Here is a 15,457-nt window from a genome sequence, read left to right on the forward strand (position 1 = left end):
TACTGTTTTAATATTTCCATTATACCAAAAAAACACGGCAAGTCGCCGTGTTTCTGTGTTTATTTCACTAACTTCTTCATCTCATCAATGCGTGCTACGGTCGCGTCATACTTGGCTTGGTAGTCGGCTTGTTTGTCGCGTTCTTTTTGGACGACTTCTGGTTTGGCATTGGCTACAAAGCGTTCGTTAGAGAGCTTCTTACCAACCATATCCAGTTCTTTTTGCCATTTAGCCAGTTCCTTGTCGAGACGAGCTAGTTCTTCTTCGACATTAAGGAGGTCAGCGAGTGGCAAGTAGATTTCTGCTCCTGTGATGACGCTTGACATCGCGAGTTCAGGTGCAGGGATGTTTGATGCGATTTCCAAGTGTTCTGGATTTGTGAAGCGTTTGATGTAGTTGACATTGCTGTTAAAGAAGGCTTCCAAGTCGCTATCGCTTGTCTTAACAAGGATGGTGATTGGCTTGCTTGGAGCAACGTTTACTTCCGCACGCGCATTCCGCACGGCACGGATCAAGTCTTTGAGGCTTTCTACACCAGTGTGGGCCGCAAGGTCTTTAAAGGCTGGGTTGACAGTTGGGTATTCTGCTGTAACGATAGAACCTTCTGAGATTTGTCCAAAGATTTCCTCTGTCACGAATGGCATGATTGGGTGGAGGAGACGAAGGATCTTGTCCAAAGTGTAAAGGAGAACAGAACGTGTAACAACTTTCTCTTCTTCGTTATCGCTATAAAGGACTTCCTTGGTCAACTCTACGTACCAGTCCGCAAACTCGTCCCAGATGAAGTTGTAGAGGATGTGGCCAGCGACACCAAACTCAAATTTATCAAAGTTTTCAGTGACTTTTCCGATTGTTTCGTTGAGGTTGTGGAGGATCCAGCGGTCTGTGACATTTCCAGCTTCCTTGTTGACAACTTTTTCGACATTGGCCGTTGCTTGCTCAAGGGTCAAGCCTTCATTGTTCATGAGGATGTAGCGAGAGATGTTCCAAATCTTGTTAATGAAGTTCCATGAAGCATCCATTTTCTCGTAAGAGAAGCGCACATCTTGCCCTGGTGCAGAACCGTTTGAAAGGAACCAACGAAGGGCATCGGCACCGTATTTCTCGATGACATCCATTGGGTCAATCCCGTTACCTAGAGACTTAGACATCTTGCGTCCCTGCTCGTCACGAATAAGACCGTGGATCAGAACGTTTTGGAATGGTTGACGGCCAGTGAATTCCAAAGATTGGAAGATCATACGAGACACCCAGAAGAAGATGATATCGTAACCTGTTACCAAGGTTGAAGTTGGGAAGTAACGTTTGAAGTCTTCTGAGTCCACATCAGGCCAGCCCATAGTTGAGAATGGCCAGAGGGCAGAACTGAACCAAGTGTCTAAGACATCTTCGTCCTGAGTCCATCCGTCACCTTCTGGAGCTTCTTCTCCGACGTACATTTCACCCTCGGCATTGTACCAAGCAGGGATTTGGTGACCCCACCAGAGCTGACGAGAGATTACCCAGTCGTGGACATTTTCCATCCATTGGAGGAAGGTATCGTTGAAACGAGGTGGGTAGAATTCTACCTTGTCCTCTGTGTCTTGGTTGGCAATGGCATTCTTAGCCAACTGGTCCATTTTGACGAACCATTGCGTTGACAAGCGTGGCTCAACCATAACTCCAGTACGCTCTGAGTGACCAACACTGTGGACACGTTTTTCGATTTTAACAAGGGCACCGATTTCTTCCAACTTAGCAACGACTGCCTTACGAGCTTCAAAACGGTCCATGCCTGCAAATTCAAAGGCAAGCTCATTCATAGTTCCGTCGTCGTTCATGACGTTGACTTGTGGCAAGTTGTGGCGTTGACCAACCAAGAAGTCGTTTGGATCGTGGGCAGGTGTGATTTTCACGACACCAGTACCAAACTCAGGATCTGCATGCTCATCCCCAACGATTGGGATCAATTTATTAGCGATTGGAAGGATGACGTTTTTACCAATCAAGTCCTTGTAGCGTGGGTCTTCTGGATTAACTGCAACGGCTACGTCTCCGAACATAGTCTCAGGACGAGTGGTCGCAACTTCAAGGGCGCGTGAACCGTCTTCCAGCATATAGTTCATGTGGTAGAAGGCACCTTCGACATCCTTGTGAATCACCTCGATATCAGAAAGGGCTGTGCGAGCTGCTGGGTCCCAGTTGATGATAAACTCACCACGGTAAATCCAGCCTTTCTTGTAGAGGTCCACGAAGACCTTACGAACCGCTTTTGACAAGCCTTCGTCAAGAGTGAAACGCTCGCGAGAGTAGTCTACAGAGAGACCCATCTTGCCCCATTGTTCCTTGATAGTAGTGGCATATTCGTCTTTCCATTCCCAGACTTTCTCAAGGAATTTTTCACGACCAAGGTCATAACGCGTAATGCCCTCACCACGCAAGCGCTCCTCAACCTTAGCTTGAGTGGCAATCCCCGCGTGGTCCATACCAGGAAGCCAAAGGGTATCGAAACCTTGCATGCGTTTTTGACGGATGATGATATCTTGCAAAGTTGTATCCCAAGCGTGGCCAAGGTGAAGTTTCCCAGTCACGTTTGGTGGTGGAATCACGATTGAATAAGGCTTAGCCTTTTGATCGCCTGAAGGCTTGAAAACATCTTCGTCAAGCCATTTTTGGTAACGACCAGCCTCAACCTCGGCTGGATTGTATTTAGGTGAAAGTTCTTTAGACATGTGTGTTCTCCTTAATTTAAATTGTTTTTAATATAATCAATGAGGTTCATATAATTTTCTTCCTCACCATTAGTGTTTATAAAAATTTTGAATTCTATACTCATTATTAATACTGATATCAAAAGTGTGACAAGAAAACTATTTAAATCCATTTTTTCTTGAGGGATTACCCAATATAATAGCCCTTCTATACTATAATACATAGATAGAGAAAGTAGCATAATATAAATAGTATTACGTATAAGCTTTTTTTTAAAGTTCCTAGTAACTTTTTCAAGATAGAATATACCAGCCACCATAATATAAGAGGATATCGCAAGAACTATACTTTGACTTAAATCGTTTATTTTAAAGAGTAGTAAGAGAGAATTGGATAAAGAGCCGATAATAAGAATAAAGTATATAAAACTATTAAAAACATCGACTTTTATTTCACGTTTTGATCTTTCCCAATCATATTTTAAAAGTATTTCTAGATATTTAGTTAATAATTTTACACTTTGATTTGAATAATCAAAATTATCAACCAACTCCCAAATATGGCCATCGTTCATGTAAAAGTTATATCTATCTTCTTTAGAGATATATCTCCCATAAGGATTTAACTGTGTTTCAAGCCTTTTTATTGCAGAAGATCGATTATTTCCACCTAATAAATCAACTATAATTGACTTAATTTCTCTCCTCCACTCTGAACGCTCTTTAGTTATAAAATCAAGTTTATTCTTTTTGCTACTATTTATGAAGGTTAAAAATGCACTTAGGACAGCTCCTATACCAGCTCCACTGATCAGAGTAATAATCTGGCTTGTTTCCAATTTTTCACCTCGCTTTCGAAATTCTTTAATAAGTCCCAACTGTTCGAAATTATCGAACAGTTCAACTAACAGTTATTACCGTCCTCCCACTCACTCCTCAGCAAGCCATATTTCAAATCATCACAACGATTGCCTTGGGCATCTTTTCGATCCCTTATGCGAGCTTCAAGGGTAAAGCCAAGCTTCTCTGCAACTCGTTGACTTTGGTCATTGGAGCCAAAGCAAGATAATTCTATCTTGTGAAGACCCAATTCTTTAAATCCTAGGTCAATCAAGGCACTCGCTGCTTCTGGAACATATCCTCGACCCCAATAGTCAGGGTGCAAGGTATAGCCAATCTCCAGCACATCGTCTTCGTGACGATGATTGAAGTCAACAGAACCGATAACATTATTAGTCCCTTTGGGCACAATTCCATAACCTGCTGGGAGATTGTCCTTTTGATTGCGTTCAGGAAGGATATGCTCTAGATAATAAATCTCATCTTCCAAGGTCTTAACGGGTGGAAAGCCCGCTGGATAAGAGACCTCTGGGAGACTAGCATAGTCAAAGATATCCTCGGCATCCGCCACGGTACGGACGCGCAAGACGAGTCGCTCAGTCTCTATTCGTTCTGGCAGTTCAGCTCTTGTCATCCTTCTTCCTCGCTTTCTACAAAAAATCGCCCTGCCATCTACATGACAGGGACGAATGTGTTTAATCCGCGGTACCACCCAATTTCGGGCAGAGCCCGCAACTTTGTTTATTTCATTTTCATCCATTAGCAACTAGTTTTGACACATTTGTGGACTTCTCAGCTCCGCCACTTCCTGTAAAATGTGGGACTCAAAACACCTCTAATGGCTTTATTTTAACAAGTTTTTTACGGAAAAGCAAGGAACAAGAAAGATTACTTGAACTTGATGCCGTTTTCTTTTAATTTCTTGATTGTAGCTGGACCGATTCCTTTCAAGGAAAGGAGTTCTTTTTCTGTCCAGTTTTTGAAGTCAGCAGCAGACTTGATGCCTTCATCGTAGAAAGTTTTGGCACGGTCTACTGAAAGTCCGCCTAGATTCGCTGCGAAATCCTCTACAGAAGTCGTAACCTTTTGAGCTTGCTCTTTAGTTGCTTCTACAGCTTTTTCTACTTGCTTAGAGACTGCTTTTCCTGCATCATTTGCAGCTTTTTCAGCATGCTTCACAACTTTTTTTGTTTCTTCGACAACCTTGTTCACAGCATTTGAAAATGCACCTGAACGACGAAGGCTGTTTCTTAATTGTTTTTTACGTTGTAGTTTTTTTGACATGATAAGATCCTTTCAATAAAAAAAACCTGTGATTGAACAAGGATAAATCTTTATGTTTAATTGTATCAACTTTCTTTGGGAAATGCAAGGCTTGTTCGTTTGGAAAGATAGGAGTTCTATAGGGGATTCCGCCTTAGAATAAGAGAAGATGATAGAAGAAAAGCGAAAAATATGGTATAATGAAGCGATAGATTTTTGAATAGGAATACAATCATGTTTGGATTTTTAAAAAAAGATAAAGTAACAGAAACACCAGCAGTGGTGCCAGCGCATATCGGAGTTATCATGGATGGCAATGGTCGTTGGGCTAAAAAACGGATGCAGCCACGTGTCTTTGGTCATAAGGCTGGGATGGATGCTTTGAGAACGGTAGCGATTGCTGCTAGCGATATGGGTGTCAAGGCGATGACTGTTTATGCCTTCTCGACTGAAAACTGGACACGGCCAGACCAGGAAGTCAAGTTTATCATGAACCTGCCTGTTGAATTTTATGATAAATATGTCCCTGAATTGCACCAAAAGAATATGAAGATCCAAATGATTGGGGAAACTGATCGCTTGCCAAAACAAACGTTTGAAGCTTTGAAAAAGGCAGAGGAGTTGACCAAGTTAAATACAGGTTTGATTCTTAACTTTGCCCTCAATTATGGTGGACGAGCTGAGATTACACAAGCGGTCAAGTTGATTGCGCAAGATGTTTTGGATGCTAAGGTGAGTCCAGACGATATTACAGAAGAGTTGATCGGGGAGTACCTCTTTACAGGTCATTTGCCTAAGGTCTTGCGGGATCCGGACTTAATCATTCGGACAAGTGGGGAGCTTCGCTTGAGCAATTTCTTGCCTTGGCAAGCTGCTTATAGTGAACTTTATTTCACAGATGTTTTGTGGCCTGACTTTGATGAGGAAGCTTTGAAAGAGGCTATTGCAGAGTATAATCGCCGCAATCGTCGATTTGGAGGAGTTTAGGAAAAAGTTATGAAAAAGGATTTATTAAAGAGAACGATATTTGCCGTTTTGGCCTTGGCAATCTTTATCCCACTCTTGATGATTGGGGGGCTTTGGTTACAGATTGCCATGGGACTTCTAGCTATGCTAGGGGTGCATGAGTTGCTTCAGATGAAAGGGTTAAACACCATGACCCCTGAGGGGTTGCTGACCTTATTAGCGACTTTTGCACTGACAATCCCCCTAGAAAACTACTTGACATTTTTGCCTGTAGATGGGAATGTTGTCGCATATGGTGTTGTGATTTTTATCATGTTAGGTTGCACTGTTTTTAGCAAGAATTACACCATTGAAGATGCTGTATACCCGATTGCCATGAGTTTCTATGTTGGTTTTGGATTCAATGCTTTAGTGGATGCTCGAATCGCAGGTTTGGATAAAGCCCTCTTGGCCCTCTGTATCGTATGGGCCACTGATAGTGGTGCTTATCTCATAGGAATGAATTTCGGTAAGAGAAGATTGGCTCCGAGAGTCTCTCCGAACAAATCCATCGAGGGAGCCTTTGGTGGAATTTTAGCTGCCATGCTTGTCACTCTTATCTTTATGTTAGTGGATAGTACGGTTGCTCTTCCTTATGGCATTTACAAAATGATGCTCTTTGCTATTTTCTTTAGTATTGCAGGTCAATTGGGTGACTTGATTGAGAGTGCCATAAAACGCCATTTTGGAGTCAAGGACTCAGGGTTCTTTATCCCAGGACATGGTGGAGTGATGGATCGCTTTGACTCTATGTTAGCCGTTTTCCCTATTATGCACCTCTTTGGCTTATTTTAAGGAAAGGTGAACAGATATTAAATGTTAGGATTATTAACCTTTATCCTTGTCTTTGGAATTATCGTGGTGGTCCACGAGTTCGGCCATTTCTACTTTGCTAAGAAGTCTGGAATTCTGGTTCGTGAATTTGCCATTGGTATGGGACCAAAGATTTTTGCCCATATCGGAAAAGATGGTACTGCTTACACGATTCGCCTCCTACCGCTTGGTGGCTATGTCCGCATGGCAGGTTGGAGCGAGGATGCTACAGAGATTAAGACAGGAACTCCTGTAAGTTTGACGTTGGCTGAAGATGGCAAGGTTAAGCGCATCAATCTTTCTGGTAAGAAGGTCGACCAAACGGCTCTTCCTATGCAGGTAACCCAGTTTGATTTTGAGGATAAACTCTTTATCACAGGTCTGGTTTTGGAAGAGGAAAAAACTTTTTCGGTAGACCATGATGCGACTATTGTAGAAGCTGATGGGACGGAAGTTCGTATCGCTCCGCTAGATGTTCAGTATCAAAATGCGACTGTCTGGGGCAAGCTTATTACTAACTTTGCAGGCCCTATGAACAACTTCATCTTAGGCGTTATCGTCTTCTGGATTTTGATTTTCATGCAAGGTGGCGTTCGTGATACGCAAACGAATAACTTCAGTATTCTTCCCGACAGTGCACTAACCAAGGTCGGTATTGACAATACGGCCCAAATCACTAAAGTCGGTTCACACGAAATTAGTAACTGGCAAGATTTGATTCAGGCAGTTGAAGTAGAGACCAAGGACAAAACAGCACCTGTATTGGATGTAACAGTTTCTGAAAATGGAACTGAAAAACAAGTCAGTGTGTCACCTGTTGAGAACCAAGGAAGTTATATTCTAGGGGTTCAACCGAGACTCAAATCAGATATCTGGTCTATGTTTGTAGGTGGATTTACCAGTGCAGCTGACTCAGCCTTGCGCATTCTCAATGCCTTGAAAAGCTTGATCTTCCAACCTGATTTGAATAAATTAGGTGGTCCCGTTGCTATCTTTAAGGCAAGTAGTGATGCTGCTAAAAATGGTCTTGAGAATGTCTTGTTCTTCTTGGCTATGATTTCCATCAATATCGGGATTTTCAACTTGATTCCGATCCCGGCACTAGATGGTGGGAAAATTGTGCTCAACATTATTGAAGCCATTCGTCGTAAACCACTAAAACAAGAAATTGAAACCTATGTTACTCTAGTTGGAGTTGTCATTATGGTCGTTTTGATGCTCGCTGTAACATGGAACGACATCATGCGAACCTTCTTTTAGAATTTGAGGAAAAATATGAAACAAAGTAAAATGCTTATTCCAACGCTTCGCGAAATGCCAAGCGATGCTCAAGTTATCAGCCATGCCCTTATGTTGCGTGCTGGTTATGTTCGTCAAGTATCAGCAGGTGTTTATTCATATCTGCCACTTGCTAACCGTGTTATCGAAAAAGCCAAGAACATCATGCGTCAAGAATTTGACAAGATTGGTGCCGTTGAGATGCTAGCTCCAGCCCTTCTCAGTGCTGACCTTTGGCGTGAATCAGGACGTTATGAGACCTACGGTGAAGATTTGTACAAATTGAAGAATCGTGAAAAATCTGACTTTATCTTGGGTCCAACTCACGAAGAAACTTTCACAGCAATTGTCCGTGATTCTGTCAAGTCATACAAGCAGTTACCACTGAACTTGTATCAAATCCAACCTAAGTATCGTGATGAAAAACGCCCACGTAATGGACTTCTTCGGACCCGTGAGTTCATCATGAAAGACGGCTATAGCTTCCACGCTAACTACGATAGTTTGGATGTAACCTATGATGAGTACAAAGCAGCCTATGAGCGTATCTTCACTCGTAGTGGTTTGGACTTCAAAGCCATCATCGGTGACGGTGGAGCCATGGGTGGTAAGGATAGCCAAGAGTTTATGGCCATCACACCTGCTCGTACAGATCTTGATCGTTGGGTAGTGTTAGACAAGTCTGTCGCATCATTTGACGAGATTCCTACAGAAGTGCAAGAAGAAATTAAGGCTGAATTGCTCAAATGGATGGTTTCTGGTGAAGATACCATTGCCTACTCAAGTGAGTCAAGCTATGCAGCTAACTTGGAAATGGCAACTAATGCCTACAAACCAAGCAACCGTGTTGTGACTGAAGATCAAGTGGCTCGCGTGGAAACACCAGGTGTTAAATCGATTGATGAAGTCGCAGCCTTCCTAAATGTTTCAGAAGAAGCAACAATCAAGACCTTGGTTTATATCGCAGACGAGGAGCCAGTTGTTGCCCTACTCGTTGGCAATGACCAACTCAATGAAGTCAAGTTGAAAAACCACCTTGGAGCAGACTTCTTGGAACCTGCAACTGAGGCAGAAGTAAAAGAATTATTGGGAGCGGACTTTGGTTCACTTGGCCCAGTCAATCTTCCAGAAACTGTGAAAATTATCGCAGACCGCAAGGTGCAAGATAGCCGCAATGCTGTCGTTGGTGCTAACGAAGATGGTTACCACTTGACGGGTGTGAATCCAGGTCGTGATTTCACTGCCGAGTATGTCGATATCCGTGAAGTGCGTGAAGGCGAAATTTCACCAGATGGAAAAGGTGTTCTCAACTTTGCCCGTGGTATCGAGATTGGTCACATCTTCAAACTTGGAACTCGCTACTCAGCAAGTATGGGAGCAGATGTCTTGGATGAAAATGGTCGTGCTGTGCCAATCATCATGGGATGCTATGGTATCGGTGTAAGTCGTCTCCTTTCAGCCGTTATGGAGCAACACGCTCGCCTCTTTGTGAACAAAACTCCAAAAGGTGAATACCGTTACGCTTGGGGAATCAACTTTCCTAAAGAATTGGCGCCATTTGATGTGCACTTGATTCCAGTAAATGTCAAGGATGAAGCCAGTCTTGCATTGACCAATCGTATCGAAGAAGCCTTGGTCAATAAAGGCTACGAAGTCTTGACAGATGACCGTAACGAACGTGTCGGTGTTAAATTCAGTGATAGTGACTTGATTGGTCTTCCAATCCGTATCACTGTAGGGAAGAAAGCAGCTGATGGTATCGTAGAAGTTAAGATTAAGGCGACAGGAGATACCATCGAAGTTCACGCTGATAACTTGCTTGAAACCCTTGAAATCCTAACAACTAAATAAAATCTATAATCAGAAGAAAAACAAGACAAAAATGTAACTAGTTTTTGCCTTGTTTTTTCCTTATAATGAAATAAAATAAACATAAAAAGAGTAAATAAAGAGGTAGAGCTATGCTAAAATTTCCAAAGGATTTTGTCTGGGGTTCCTCAACTTCTGGGCCACAGACAGAAGGGCGAGTGCCTGGTGACGGAAAGGGAGATAATCTCTGGGATTATTGGTACCAAGTAGAGCCAAATCGCTACTACAATGGCATTGGACCAGACAAAACATCGACCTTTTATGAAAATTGGGAAAAAGATATCGAACTATTGTTAGAAACAGGTCATACAGCCTTTCGGACTTCAATCCAGTGGTCTCGTATTTTCCCACAGGGTCGTGGAGAAGTCAACCCTCAAGGTGTGGCTTTCTACCGTCAGGTCTTTGAAGCCATTAAGGCCAAGGGCATTCGTCTCTTAGTCAATCTCTACCATTTTGACCTGCCTTTTGCACTTCAAGAAGATGGGGATGGTTGGGAAAATAAAGCAACTATCAAGGCCTACGAAGACTATGCTCGTTTCTGTTTTGAGACCTATGGAGACTTGGTGGATCAGTGGATTACCTTCAATGAACCTATCGTTCCTGTAGAGTTTGGCTATTTTTATGATGCCCATTACCCTCATAAGGTGGATGCCAACGCTGCCGTTAAGGTTGCCTATCATACCCAGCTAGCAAGCACTCTTGCGGTGAAGGCCTGCCATGAGATTTTGCCTGATTCTAAGATTGGAATTGTCCTCAACTTGACACCAGCTTACCCACGTAGTCAACATCCTGCGGATGTAAGAGCTGCTCGCATAGCCGATCTCTTTCAGGCCCAATCTTTCCTAGACCCATCTGTTTTGGGAACTTATCCAGAAGAATTAGTAGAAATTTTAGCTGAGCATGATTTGCTGCCGGATTCTACAGCAGAAGAATTGGAACTCATTCGCCAACATACAGTAGACTTTCTTGGAGTCAACTACTATCAACCTTTGCGTGTGATGGCGCCGCGTTTTGCTAAGCACCCGGATAGTCCACTCTTGCCAGAGCATTTCTATGAGCCTTATGTCATGCCAGGTCGTAAGATCAATCCACACCGCGGTTGGGAAATCTATGAGCAAGGGATTTATCATATCGCTCAAAACATCAAAGAAAATTATGGCAATATTGAGTGGATGCTGACCGAGAATGGTATGGGCGTTGAAGGCGAGGATAAATTCCGTGAAAATGGTATGATTCAAGACGACTATCGTATCGATTTTGTCAAAGGGCACCTTCGTGAACTTCATCGTGCCATTGAAGATGGTGCCAACTGTAAAGGCTACTTGATCTGGACCTTTATCGACTGCTGGTCATGGCTCAATAGCTATAAAAACCGTTATGGTTTAGTTGAGCTTGACCTAGAAACGCAAGAACGCCGCCTGAAAAAATCAGGCCACTGGTTCAAAGAACTCAGTGACAATAATGGATTTTAAGCTACTTTTCAAATAGATTCAAAAAACCATTGGAAATAAAGCTCTCTGAGAGAGTTTCCAATGGTTTTTCTTGTTCTTAGAATAGTCCGATAAAAAGTAGTAGAGCTGATAAAGCAATAAAGGCTAGGGTTGCTAGACCACGTTGGCCTGGGCTGTAAATCTTTCGTTCTCCTCGAACTGGGAAGACGATAGCCAGTAATGCACCCCCGACAGCACCCCCGACATGCCCAGCAAGGCTAATACCAGGCATTAAAACACTACCCACTAGGTTGATGACTAAGAGGGAGAGGTAGGATTGACCAAGTTGTTGGAGATAGGGATTGCGTGAAGCATATCGGAGAACAACAATTGAGGCAAACATACCGTAGAGGGCAGTTGAAGCACCTGCAGTAATAGCATTGGGACTAAAGACCAAAACAAAGAGATTCCCCATCATCCCTGATAAAAGATAGATAAAGAAAAATTGTTTGGAACCAAAGATGTCCTCCATCTGACGACCCAAAAAGTAAAGGGACAGCATGTTGACTAAAAAGTGCTGTAAGCCAATGTGGACAAAGATTGCTGAAAACAAGCGCCAGACTTGCTCAGGCATGGCCTTGATGGCAGGAGGATATACAGCTCCGAATTGATACAAGGTGGCTGCACTTGTGTAGTTGAAACCACTGGTTAGAAACATGATGACAAAAACCAGGGTTGTCACGAGAAGAAAGAAGCTCGTGACGGGATAACGACGATCAAAAATCTCTTTCATAGATAATTACCTCCTTAACGGGAATATCGTGTGGATCAGGATGGAAGTTCTGAATCTGACAAGGATAAAGCGTACTGATGGTGTTACCAGAATAATGGCTCAAATATCTGTCATAGTAGCCACCACCATACCCAATCCGATAGCCAGAAGAATTGAAGGCTAAACCAGGAACATGAATCAGGTCAATCTGAGAGGGCTCAAGGATTGTGAACTCTCCCTGAGGTTCAAGGAGGCCAAAAGAATTTCTTTCGAGTTTCTCTGGTTCATATAGAACAAAGTCCATTTTCCCATGTGGATAGGTTTTGGGGATGAGGATCGTTTTCCCATCTTTTTGAGCCTGTTCAATGAGTCTAGCTGTCTGAAATTCATGGGGAAAAGACAGATAAGTGGCGATTGTCTTTGCTTCCTTATAGAAGGGATGCTGAAGGATCTGATTGGTGAGCCAATCGTTCATGTTTTGCTTTTCTTCTGCAGATAGGGATTTGAGTTCTTGCAAGACCTGCTTGCGTAGGATTTTTTTCATAGTTTACTCCGCAGCTTTCTTGGCTAAGAAGCTTGATACGGCATCGACACCGATAGCCAGAGCTTCTTCCTTAGGACTCATCTTTGGATGATGAAGGGCATAGGGACTATCAATACCTAGCCAGAACATGACGCCAGGAACCTTAGAGAGAAGATAACCAAAGTCCTCCCCTGTCATGGCGGGTTCGATATCGATGAGTTCAATTCCCTCTTTTTCATCAAAGAAGTCCATCAATTCACGGGCTAATTCAGGGTTGTTTTCGACTGGCAAATAACCTCCCTGCTTGAGTTCGATTTCTACATCCATATCAAAAGCAGCAGCCACGCCCTCAGCGATGGCTTTGACACGTTTTTGAACCAAGAGACTCATGCTATGTGTAAGAGCTCGGATGGTTCCATGCAAGAAGGCTGTATCAGCGATGACATTGTTGGTTGTTCCAGCTTGAAAGACACCGAAAGTGACGACAGCTCCCTCGATAGGATCGACATTGCGGCTGACGACCGACTGAACTTGTGTTACAAAATAGCTAGCTGCAACCAGAGCGTCGTTGGCTTGGTGTGGAAAGGCAGCATGGCCGCCTTTCCCCTTAAAGCGAATCTTAACTTCACATGTCCCAGCAAAGAGTGTATGGGTATTGGTAGCAATCTGTCCAACTTTTAAGTCCGGACGAACATGAAGTCCATAGAATTGGTCAGGCAACCAGTCGCCAAAAGCATCATCTTCATACATGAGCATACCCCCTGCTTCGTTTTCTTCCGCAGGTTGGAAGAGAAAGAGGAGATTGTTTTTGGGTTGTTTTTCTAGAGCACGTTCGAGACTTCCAAGGGCAATAGTCATATGAAAATCGTGCCCACAAGCATGCATGCGGTCTGGGTGCTGAGAGGCAAAGGGAAGGCCTGTTTGTTCAAGGATTGGGAGTCCATCGATATCTGTCCGCCAACCAATGGTACGTTCGGGTTGACTACCTTGCAAGTAAACTAAAATACCTGTTCGCCAAGTACGAATCTGAACAAAATCCTTACCAGCTGTTAATTTCTCAATGACATTGAGCAAATAAGCGTGAGTCTTGAATTCTTCTAAACCGATCTCAGGAATTTGGTGAAGGTCGCGTCGAGTTTGAATCAAATCTAACATATCTAATTTCCTTCTATTGATACGATAAAGAGGCTGGAAAGGTTTCCGCCTCTGTTACTCATTACAAGGTGCGAAGCGCATCTTCGAGTGCTGTTTTTTGTTGGGTTTGGCTATCGATTTCTTTGATAACACGAGCTGGAACACCAGCTACCACAACGTTTTCTGGGACATCTTGAGTGACGATGGCACCTGCCGCAACAACAGACCCGCTACCGATTTGAACACCCTCGATGACCACAGCATTAGCACCAATGAGTACATTGTCACCCACACGGACAGGCTCTGCACTAGCTGGCTCGATCACACCTGCAAGAACAGCACCGGCACCGACGTGACTGTTTTTACCGACGATAGCGCGTCCCCCAAGGATAGCTCCCATATCAATCATAGTTCCAGCACCGATTTCAGCACCGATGTTGATAACCGCTCCCATCATGATCACAGCATTGTCACCAATTTCAACTTGGTCACGGATGATAGCACCTGGTTCGATACGAGCATTGATATGGCGCTTATCAAGGAGAGGTACAGCAGAATTGCGAGCGTCTTGTTCAACAACATAGTCTTTGTTTTCTGTTAAATTTTCGAGGAGGGGAGCGATGTCTTTCCAGTCTCCGAAGAGGACATTTCCAAGCTTGGTAACAGAAGTAGGGATAGTTCCAGCAAGTTGTCCTTCAAAGGTTACTTTTACACTGGTCTTTTTCTCAGCATTGGCGATAAATTGGATAATTTCTTGAGCATTCATTTTTGTAGCAGTCATGGGTGTCTCCTCACTCTTTGTAATGCTTACTATTCTACCAAAAAAGGCTCCAAAATTGAAGCCTTAAGTATGAAAAGAAGTTTCTTTCATTTTATCCTTTGATTCTTCGATGGATAAGAAGACCATTGGAATAATAATCAAAATCATAGCTAATAGCAGATAGCCATCCAATACTAATCCTAGAAACAGAACGCTTAGAATAGCTGATGATAAAGGTTCGCTTGCACTGACCACAGACACCACCAATGGGGAAACGAGTGAGACAGCCTTCATGGATAGGAAGAAGGCAAAGGCTGTACCAAAAAAGGCAATGGTCAAACAAATCAAGATGCTCACCCAATCAAGCTGAAAGCTTATTCTATAAACAGGGTAGAGAAAATTACTAAAGAGTCCAGCTAGCATCATTCCCCAACCAACAGTAGGAACAAAACCATATTTTCGAGCAAATGGCTGGGGCAAGATGACATTAAACATGACGCCCAGCGCACTGAGAAGTCCAGTTAGTAAGGCAATAGGAGTGATGGATAACTTAGACAAATCGCCTTTGGTAGCCATCAAAAAGACCCCAAGCATAGCAGTTAAAACATAGAAAATCGCTTTTTTAGAAGCGTTTTTCTTGTAGATGATACGGTTGTATATGAGAATGAAGACAGGACTGATAAATTGTAGGATGGTTGCCGTTGTTGCATTAGAGTATTCTACACAGAGATAAAAGAAATACTGGACGGAGAAGATTCCTAAGATAGCATATGCCAGAAAAGGCAGATAGTTGTTACGATTTCTCCAAAGGTCGAATAACTGTGAGCGGAACTTAAAGCTAGAAAGGATAAGTACGAAAACACCTGCAATAGTTAATCGCATGGAAGTAATCCAACCAGAGGAGACTTGATAATGGGTAAAGAAGAATTCTCCTAAAATACCACAAATACCCCATATTAATCCAGATAGGAGGGAGTAGATGGTCCCCTTAAAAATGTTCTTTTGATAGTGATTCATGAAACTATTGTACCATGAATGAGAAAAAGAAAAAAGAGAGCGAGAATCATCATTTCTCGCTCT

14 protein-coding genes are annotated in these 15,457 nt (G+C 43.0%); 5 read left to right on the forward strand and 9 right to left on the reverse strand.

Annotation, left to right across the window (positions count from 1 at the left end; all coding sequences use genetic code 11):
• Positions 1 to 59: 59 nt before the first annotated feature.
• The 4 genes from ACVC7R_RS04350 to ACVC7R_RS04365 all read right to left on the reverse strand — a co-directional run bounded on the left by ACVC7R_RS04350 (position 60) and on the right by ACVC7R_RS04365 (position 4,814).
• A complete protein-coding gene (locus tag ACVC7R_RS04350; RefSeq protein ID WP_447263701.1) occupies positions 60 to 2,711 on the reverse strand; it encodes a valine--tRNA ligase in 2,652 nt (883 codons plus the stop codon).
• An 11-nt stretch (positions 2,712 to 2,722) separates the two neighbouring features.
• The gene (locus ACVC7R_RS04355; protein ID WP_447263702.1) at positions 2,723 to 3,568 is read right to left on the reverse strand and encodes a hypothetical protein; all 846 of its coding nucleotides are present in this window, start codon (positions 3,566 to 3,568) and stop codon (positions 2,723 to 2,725) included.
• Positions 3,569 to 3,594: 26 nt separating this feature from the next.
• Positions 3,595 to 4,164 (reverse strand): GNAT family N-acetyltransferase, encoded by a 570-nt coding sequence (locus ACVC7R_RS04360; protein WP_447263703.1) that lies wholly within the window; start codon positions 4,162 to 4,164, stop codon positions 3,595 to 3,597.
• Between the two features lie 254 nt (positions 4,165 to 4,418).
• Entirely contained in the window at positions 4,419 to 4,814 is a 396-nt protein-coding gene (locus ACVC7R_RS04365; protein ID WP_447263704.1) for a helix-hairpin-helix domain-containing protein, read from the reverse strand.
• 213 nt (positions 4,815 to 5,027) lie between these two features.
• Here ACVC7R_RS04365 and ACVC7R_RS04370 point away from each other — a divergent pair, with 213 nt between their 5' ends.
• From ACVC7R_RS04370 to ACVC7R_RS04390, 5 genes are all read left to right on the forward strand, one after another.
• A complete protein-coding gene (locus tag ACVC7R_RS04370) occupies positions 5,028 to 5,780 on the forward strand; it encodes an isoprenyl transferase (protein WP_447263705.1) in 753 nt (250 codons plus the stop codon).
• 9 nt (positions 5,781 to 5,789) lie between these two features.
• Positions 5,790 to 6,593: a phosphatidate cytidylyltransferase gene (locus tag ACVC7R_RS04375; protein ID WP_447263706.1), complete on the forward strand. Its 804-nt coding sequence runs from the start codon at positions 5,790 to 5,792 to the stop codon at positions 6,591 to 6,593.
• A 21-nt stretch (positions 6,594 to 6,614) separates the two neighbouring features.
• Positions 6,615 to 7,871 carry an RIP metalloprotease RseP gene (gene rseP, locus ACVC7R_RS04380; RefSeq protein WP_447263707.1) on the forward strand — a complete coding sequence of 419 codons (1,257 nt, stop codon included), beginning with the start codon at positions 6,615 to 6,617 and terminating at the stop codon, positions 7,869 to 7,871.
• A gap of 15 nt (positions 7,872 to 7,886) precedes the next feature.
• A complete protein-coding gene (locus ACVC7R_RS04385; RefSeq protein WP_447263708.1) occupies positions 7,887 to 9,740 on the forward strand; it encodes a proline--tRNA ligase in 1,854 nt (617 codons plus the stop codon).
• A 110-nt stretch (positions 9,741 to 9,850) separates the two neighbouring features.
• Positions 9,851 to 11,230 carry a glycoside hydrolase family 1 protein gene (locus ACVC7R_RS04390; protein ID WP_447263709.1) on the forward strand — a complete coding sequence of 460 codons (1,380 nt, stop codon included), beginning with the start codon at positions 9,851 to 9,853 and terminating at the stop codon, positions 11,228 to 11,230.
• A gap of 76 nt (positions 11,231 to 11,306) precedes the next feature.
• Here ACVC7R_RS04390 and ACVC7R_RS04395 read toward each other — a convergent pair whose 3' ends face one another.
• From ACVC7R_RS04395 to ACVC7R_RS04415, 5 genes are all read right to left on the reverse strand, one after another.
• The gene (locus tag ACVC7R_RS04395; protein ID WP_447263710.1) at positions 11,307 to 11,981 is read right to left on the reverse strand and encodes a rhomboid family intramembrane serine protease; all 675 of its coding nucleotides are present in this window, start codon (positions 11,979 to 11,981) and stop codon (positions 11,307 to 11,309) included.
• Entirely contained in the window at positions 11,965 to 12,504 is a 540-nt protein-coding gene (locus tag ACVC7R_RS04400; RefSeq protein WP_447263711.1) for a 5-formyltetrahydrofolate cyclo-ligase, read from the reverse strand. Before ACVC7R_RS04400 ends, ACVC7R_RS04395 begins: the two co-directional genes overlap by 17 nt.
• A 3-nt stretch (positions 12,505 to 12,507) precedes the next feature.
• On the reverse strand, positions 12,508 to 13,638 hold the full coding sequence (locus ACVC7R_RS04405) for an N-acetyldiaminopimelate deacetylase (RefSeq protein WP_447263712.1): 1,131 nt from the start codon (positions 13,636 to 13,638) through the stop codon (positions 12,508 to 12,510).
• A 61-nt stretch (positions 13,639 to 13,699) separates the two neighbouring features.
• On the reverse strand, positions 13,700 to 14,398 hold the full coding sequence (gene dapD / locus ACVC7R_RS04410; protein WP_447263713.1) for a 2,3,4,5-tetrahydropyridine-2,6-dicarboxylate N-acetyltransferase: 699 nt from the start codon (positions 14,396 to 14,398) through the stop codon (positions 13,700 to 13,702).
• 63 nt (positions 14,399 to 14,461) lie between these two features.
• Complete coding sequence (locus tag ACVC7R_RS04415) at positions 14,462 to 15,394, reverse strand: DMT family transporter (RefSeq protein ID WP_447263714.1); 933 nt, start codon at positions 15,392 to 15,394, stop codon at positions 14,462 to 14,464.
• Positions 15,395 to 15,457: the final 63 nt, after the last annotated feature.

It is taken from the genome of Streptococcus sp. Z554 (assembly GCF_053010305.1).

What these genes read in the sequence shown, in the direction of transcription:
- ACVC7R_RS04365 (WP_447263704.1), bottom strand. Translation starts at nt 4,814, where the DNA reads ATGTCAAAAAAACTACAACGTAAAAAACAATTAAGAAACAGCCTTCGT.
- ACVC7R_RS04360 (WP_447263703.1), bottom strand. Translation starts at nt 4,164, where the DNA reads ATGACAAGAGCTGAACTGCCAGAACGAATAGAGACTGAGCGACTCGTC.
- ACVC7R_RS04385 (WP_447263708.1), top strand. Translation starts at nt 7,887, where the DNA reads ATGAAACAAAGTAAAATGCTTATTCCAACGCTTCGCGAAATGCCAAGC.
- ACVC7R_RS04350 (WP_447263701.1), bottom strand. Translation starts at nt 2,711, where the DNA reads ATGTCTAAAGAACTTTCACCTAAATACAATCCAGCCGAGGTTGAGGCT.
- ACVC7R_RS04400 (WP_447263711.1), bottom strand. Translation starts at nt 12,504, where the DNA reads ATGAAAAAAATCCTACGCAAGCAGGTCTTGCAAGAACTCAAATCCCTA.
- ACVC7R_RS04395 (WP_447263710.1), bottom strand. Translation starts at nt 11,981, where the DNA reads ATGAAAGAGATTTTTGATCGTCGTTATCCCGTCACGAGCTTCTTTCTT.
- ACVC7R_RS04370 (WP_447263705.1), top strand. Translation starts at nt 5,028, where the DNA reads ATGTTTGGATTTTTAAAAAAAGATAAAGTAACAGAAACACCAGCAGTG.
- ACVC7R_RS04375 (WP_447263706.1), top strand. Translation starts at nt 5,790, where the DNA reads ATGAAAAAGGATTTATTAAAGAGAACGATATTTGCCGTTTTGGCCTTG.
- dapD (WP_447263713.1), bottom strand. Translation starts at nt 14,398, where the DNA reads ATGACTGCTACAAAAATGAATGCTCAAGAAATTATCCAATTTATCGCC.
- ACVC7R_RS04415 (WP_447263714.1), bottom strand. Translation starts at nt 15,394, where the DNA reads ATGAATCACTATCAAAAGAACATTTTTAAGGGGACCATCTACTCCCTC.
- rseP (WP_447263707.1), top strand. Translation starts at nt 6,615, where the DNA reads ATGTTAGGATTATTAACCTTTATCCTTGTCTTTGGAATTATCGTGGTG.
- ACVC7R_RS04405 (WP_447263712.1), bottom strand. Translation starts at nt 13,638, where the DNA reads ATGTTAGATTTGATTCAAACTCGACGCGACCTTCACCAAATTCCTGAG.
- ACVC7R_RS04390 (WP_447263709.1), top strand. Translation starts at nt 9,851, where the DNA reads ATGCTAAAATTTCCAAAGGATTTTGTCTGGGGTTCCTCAACTTCTGGG.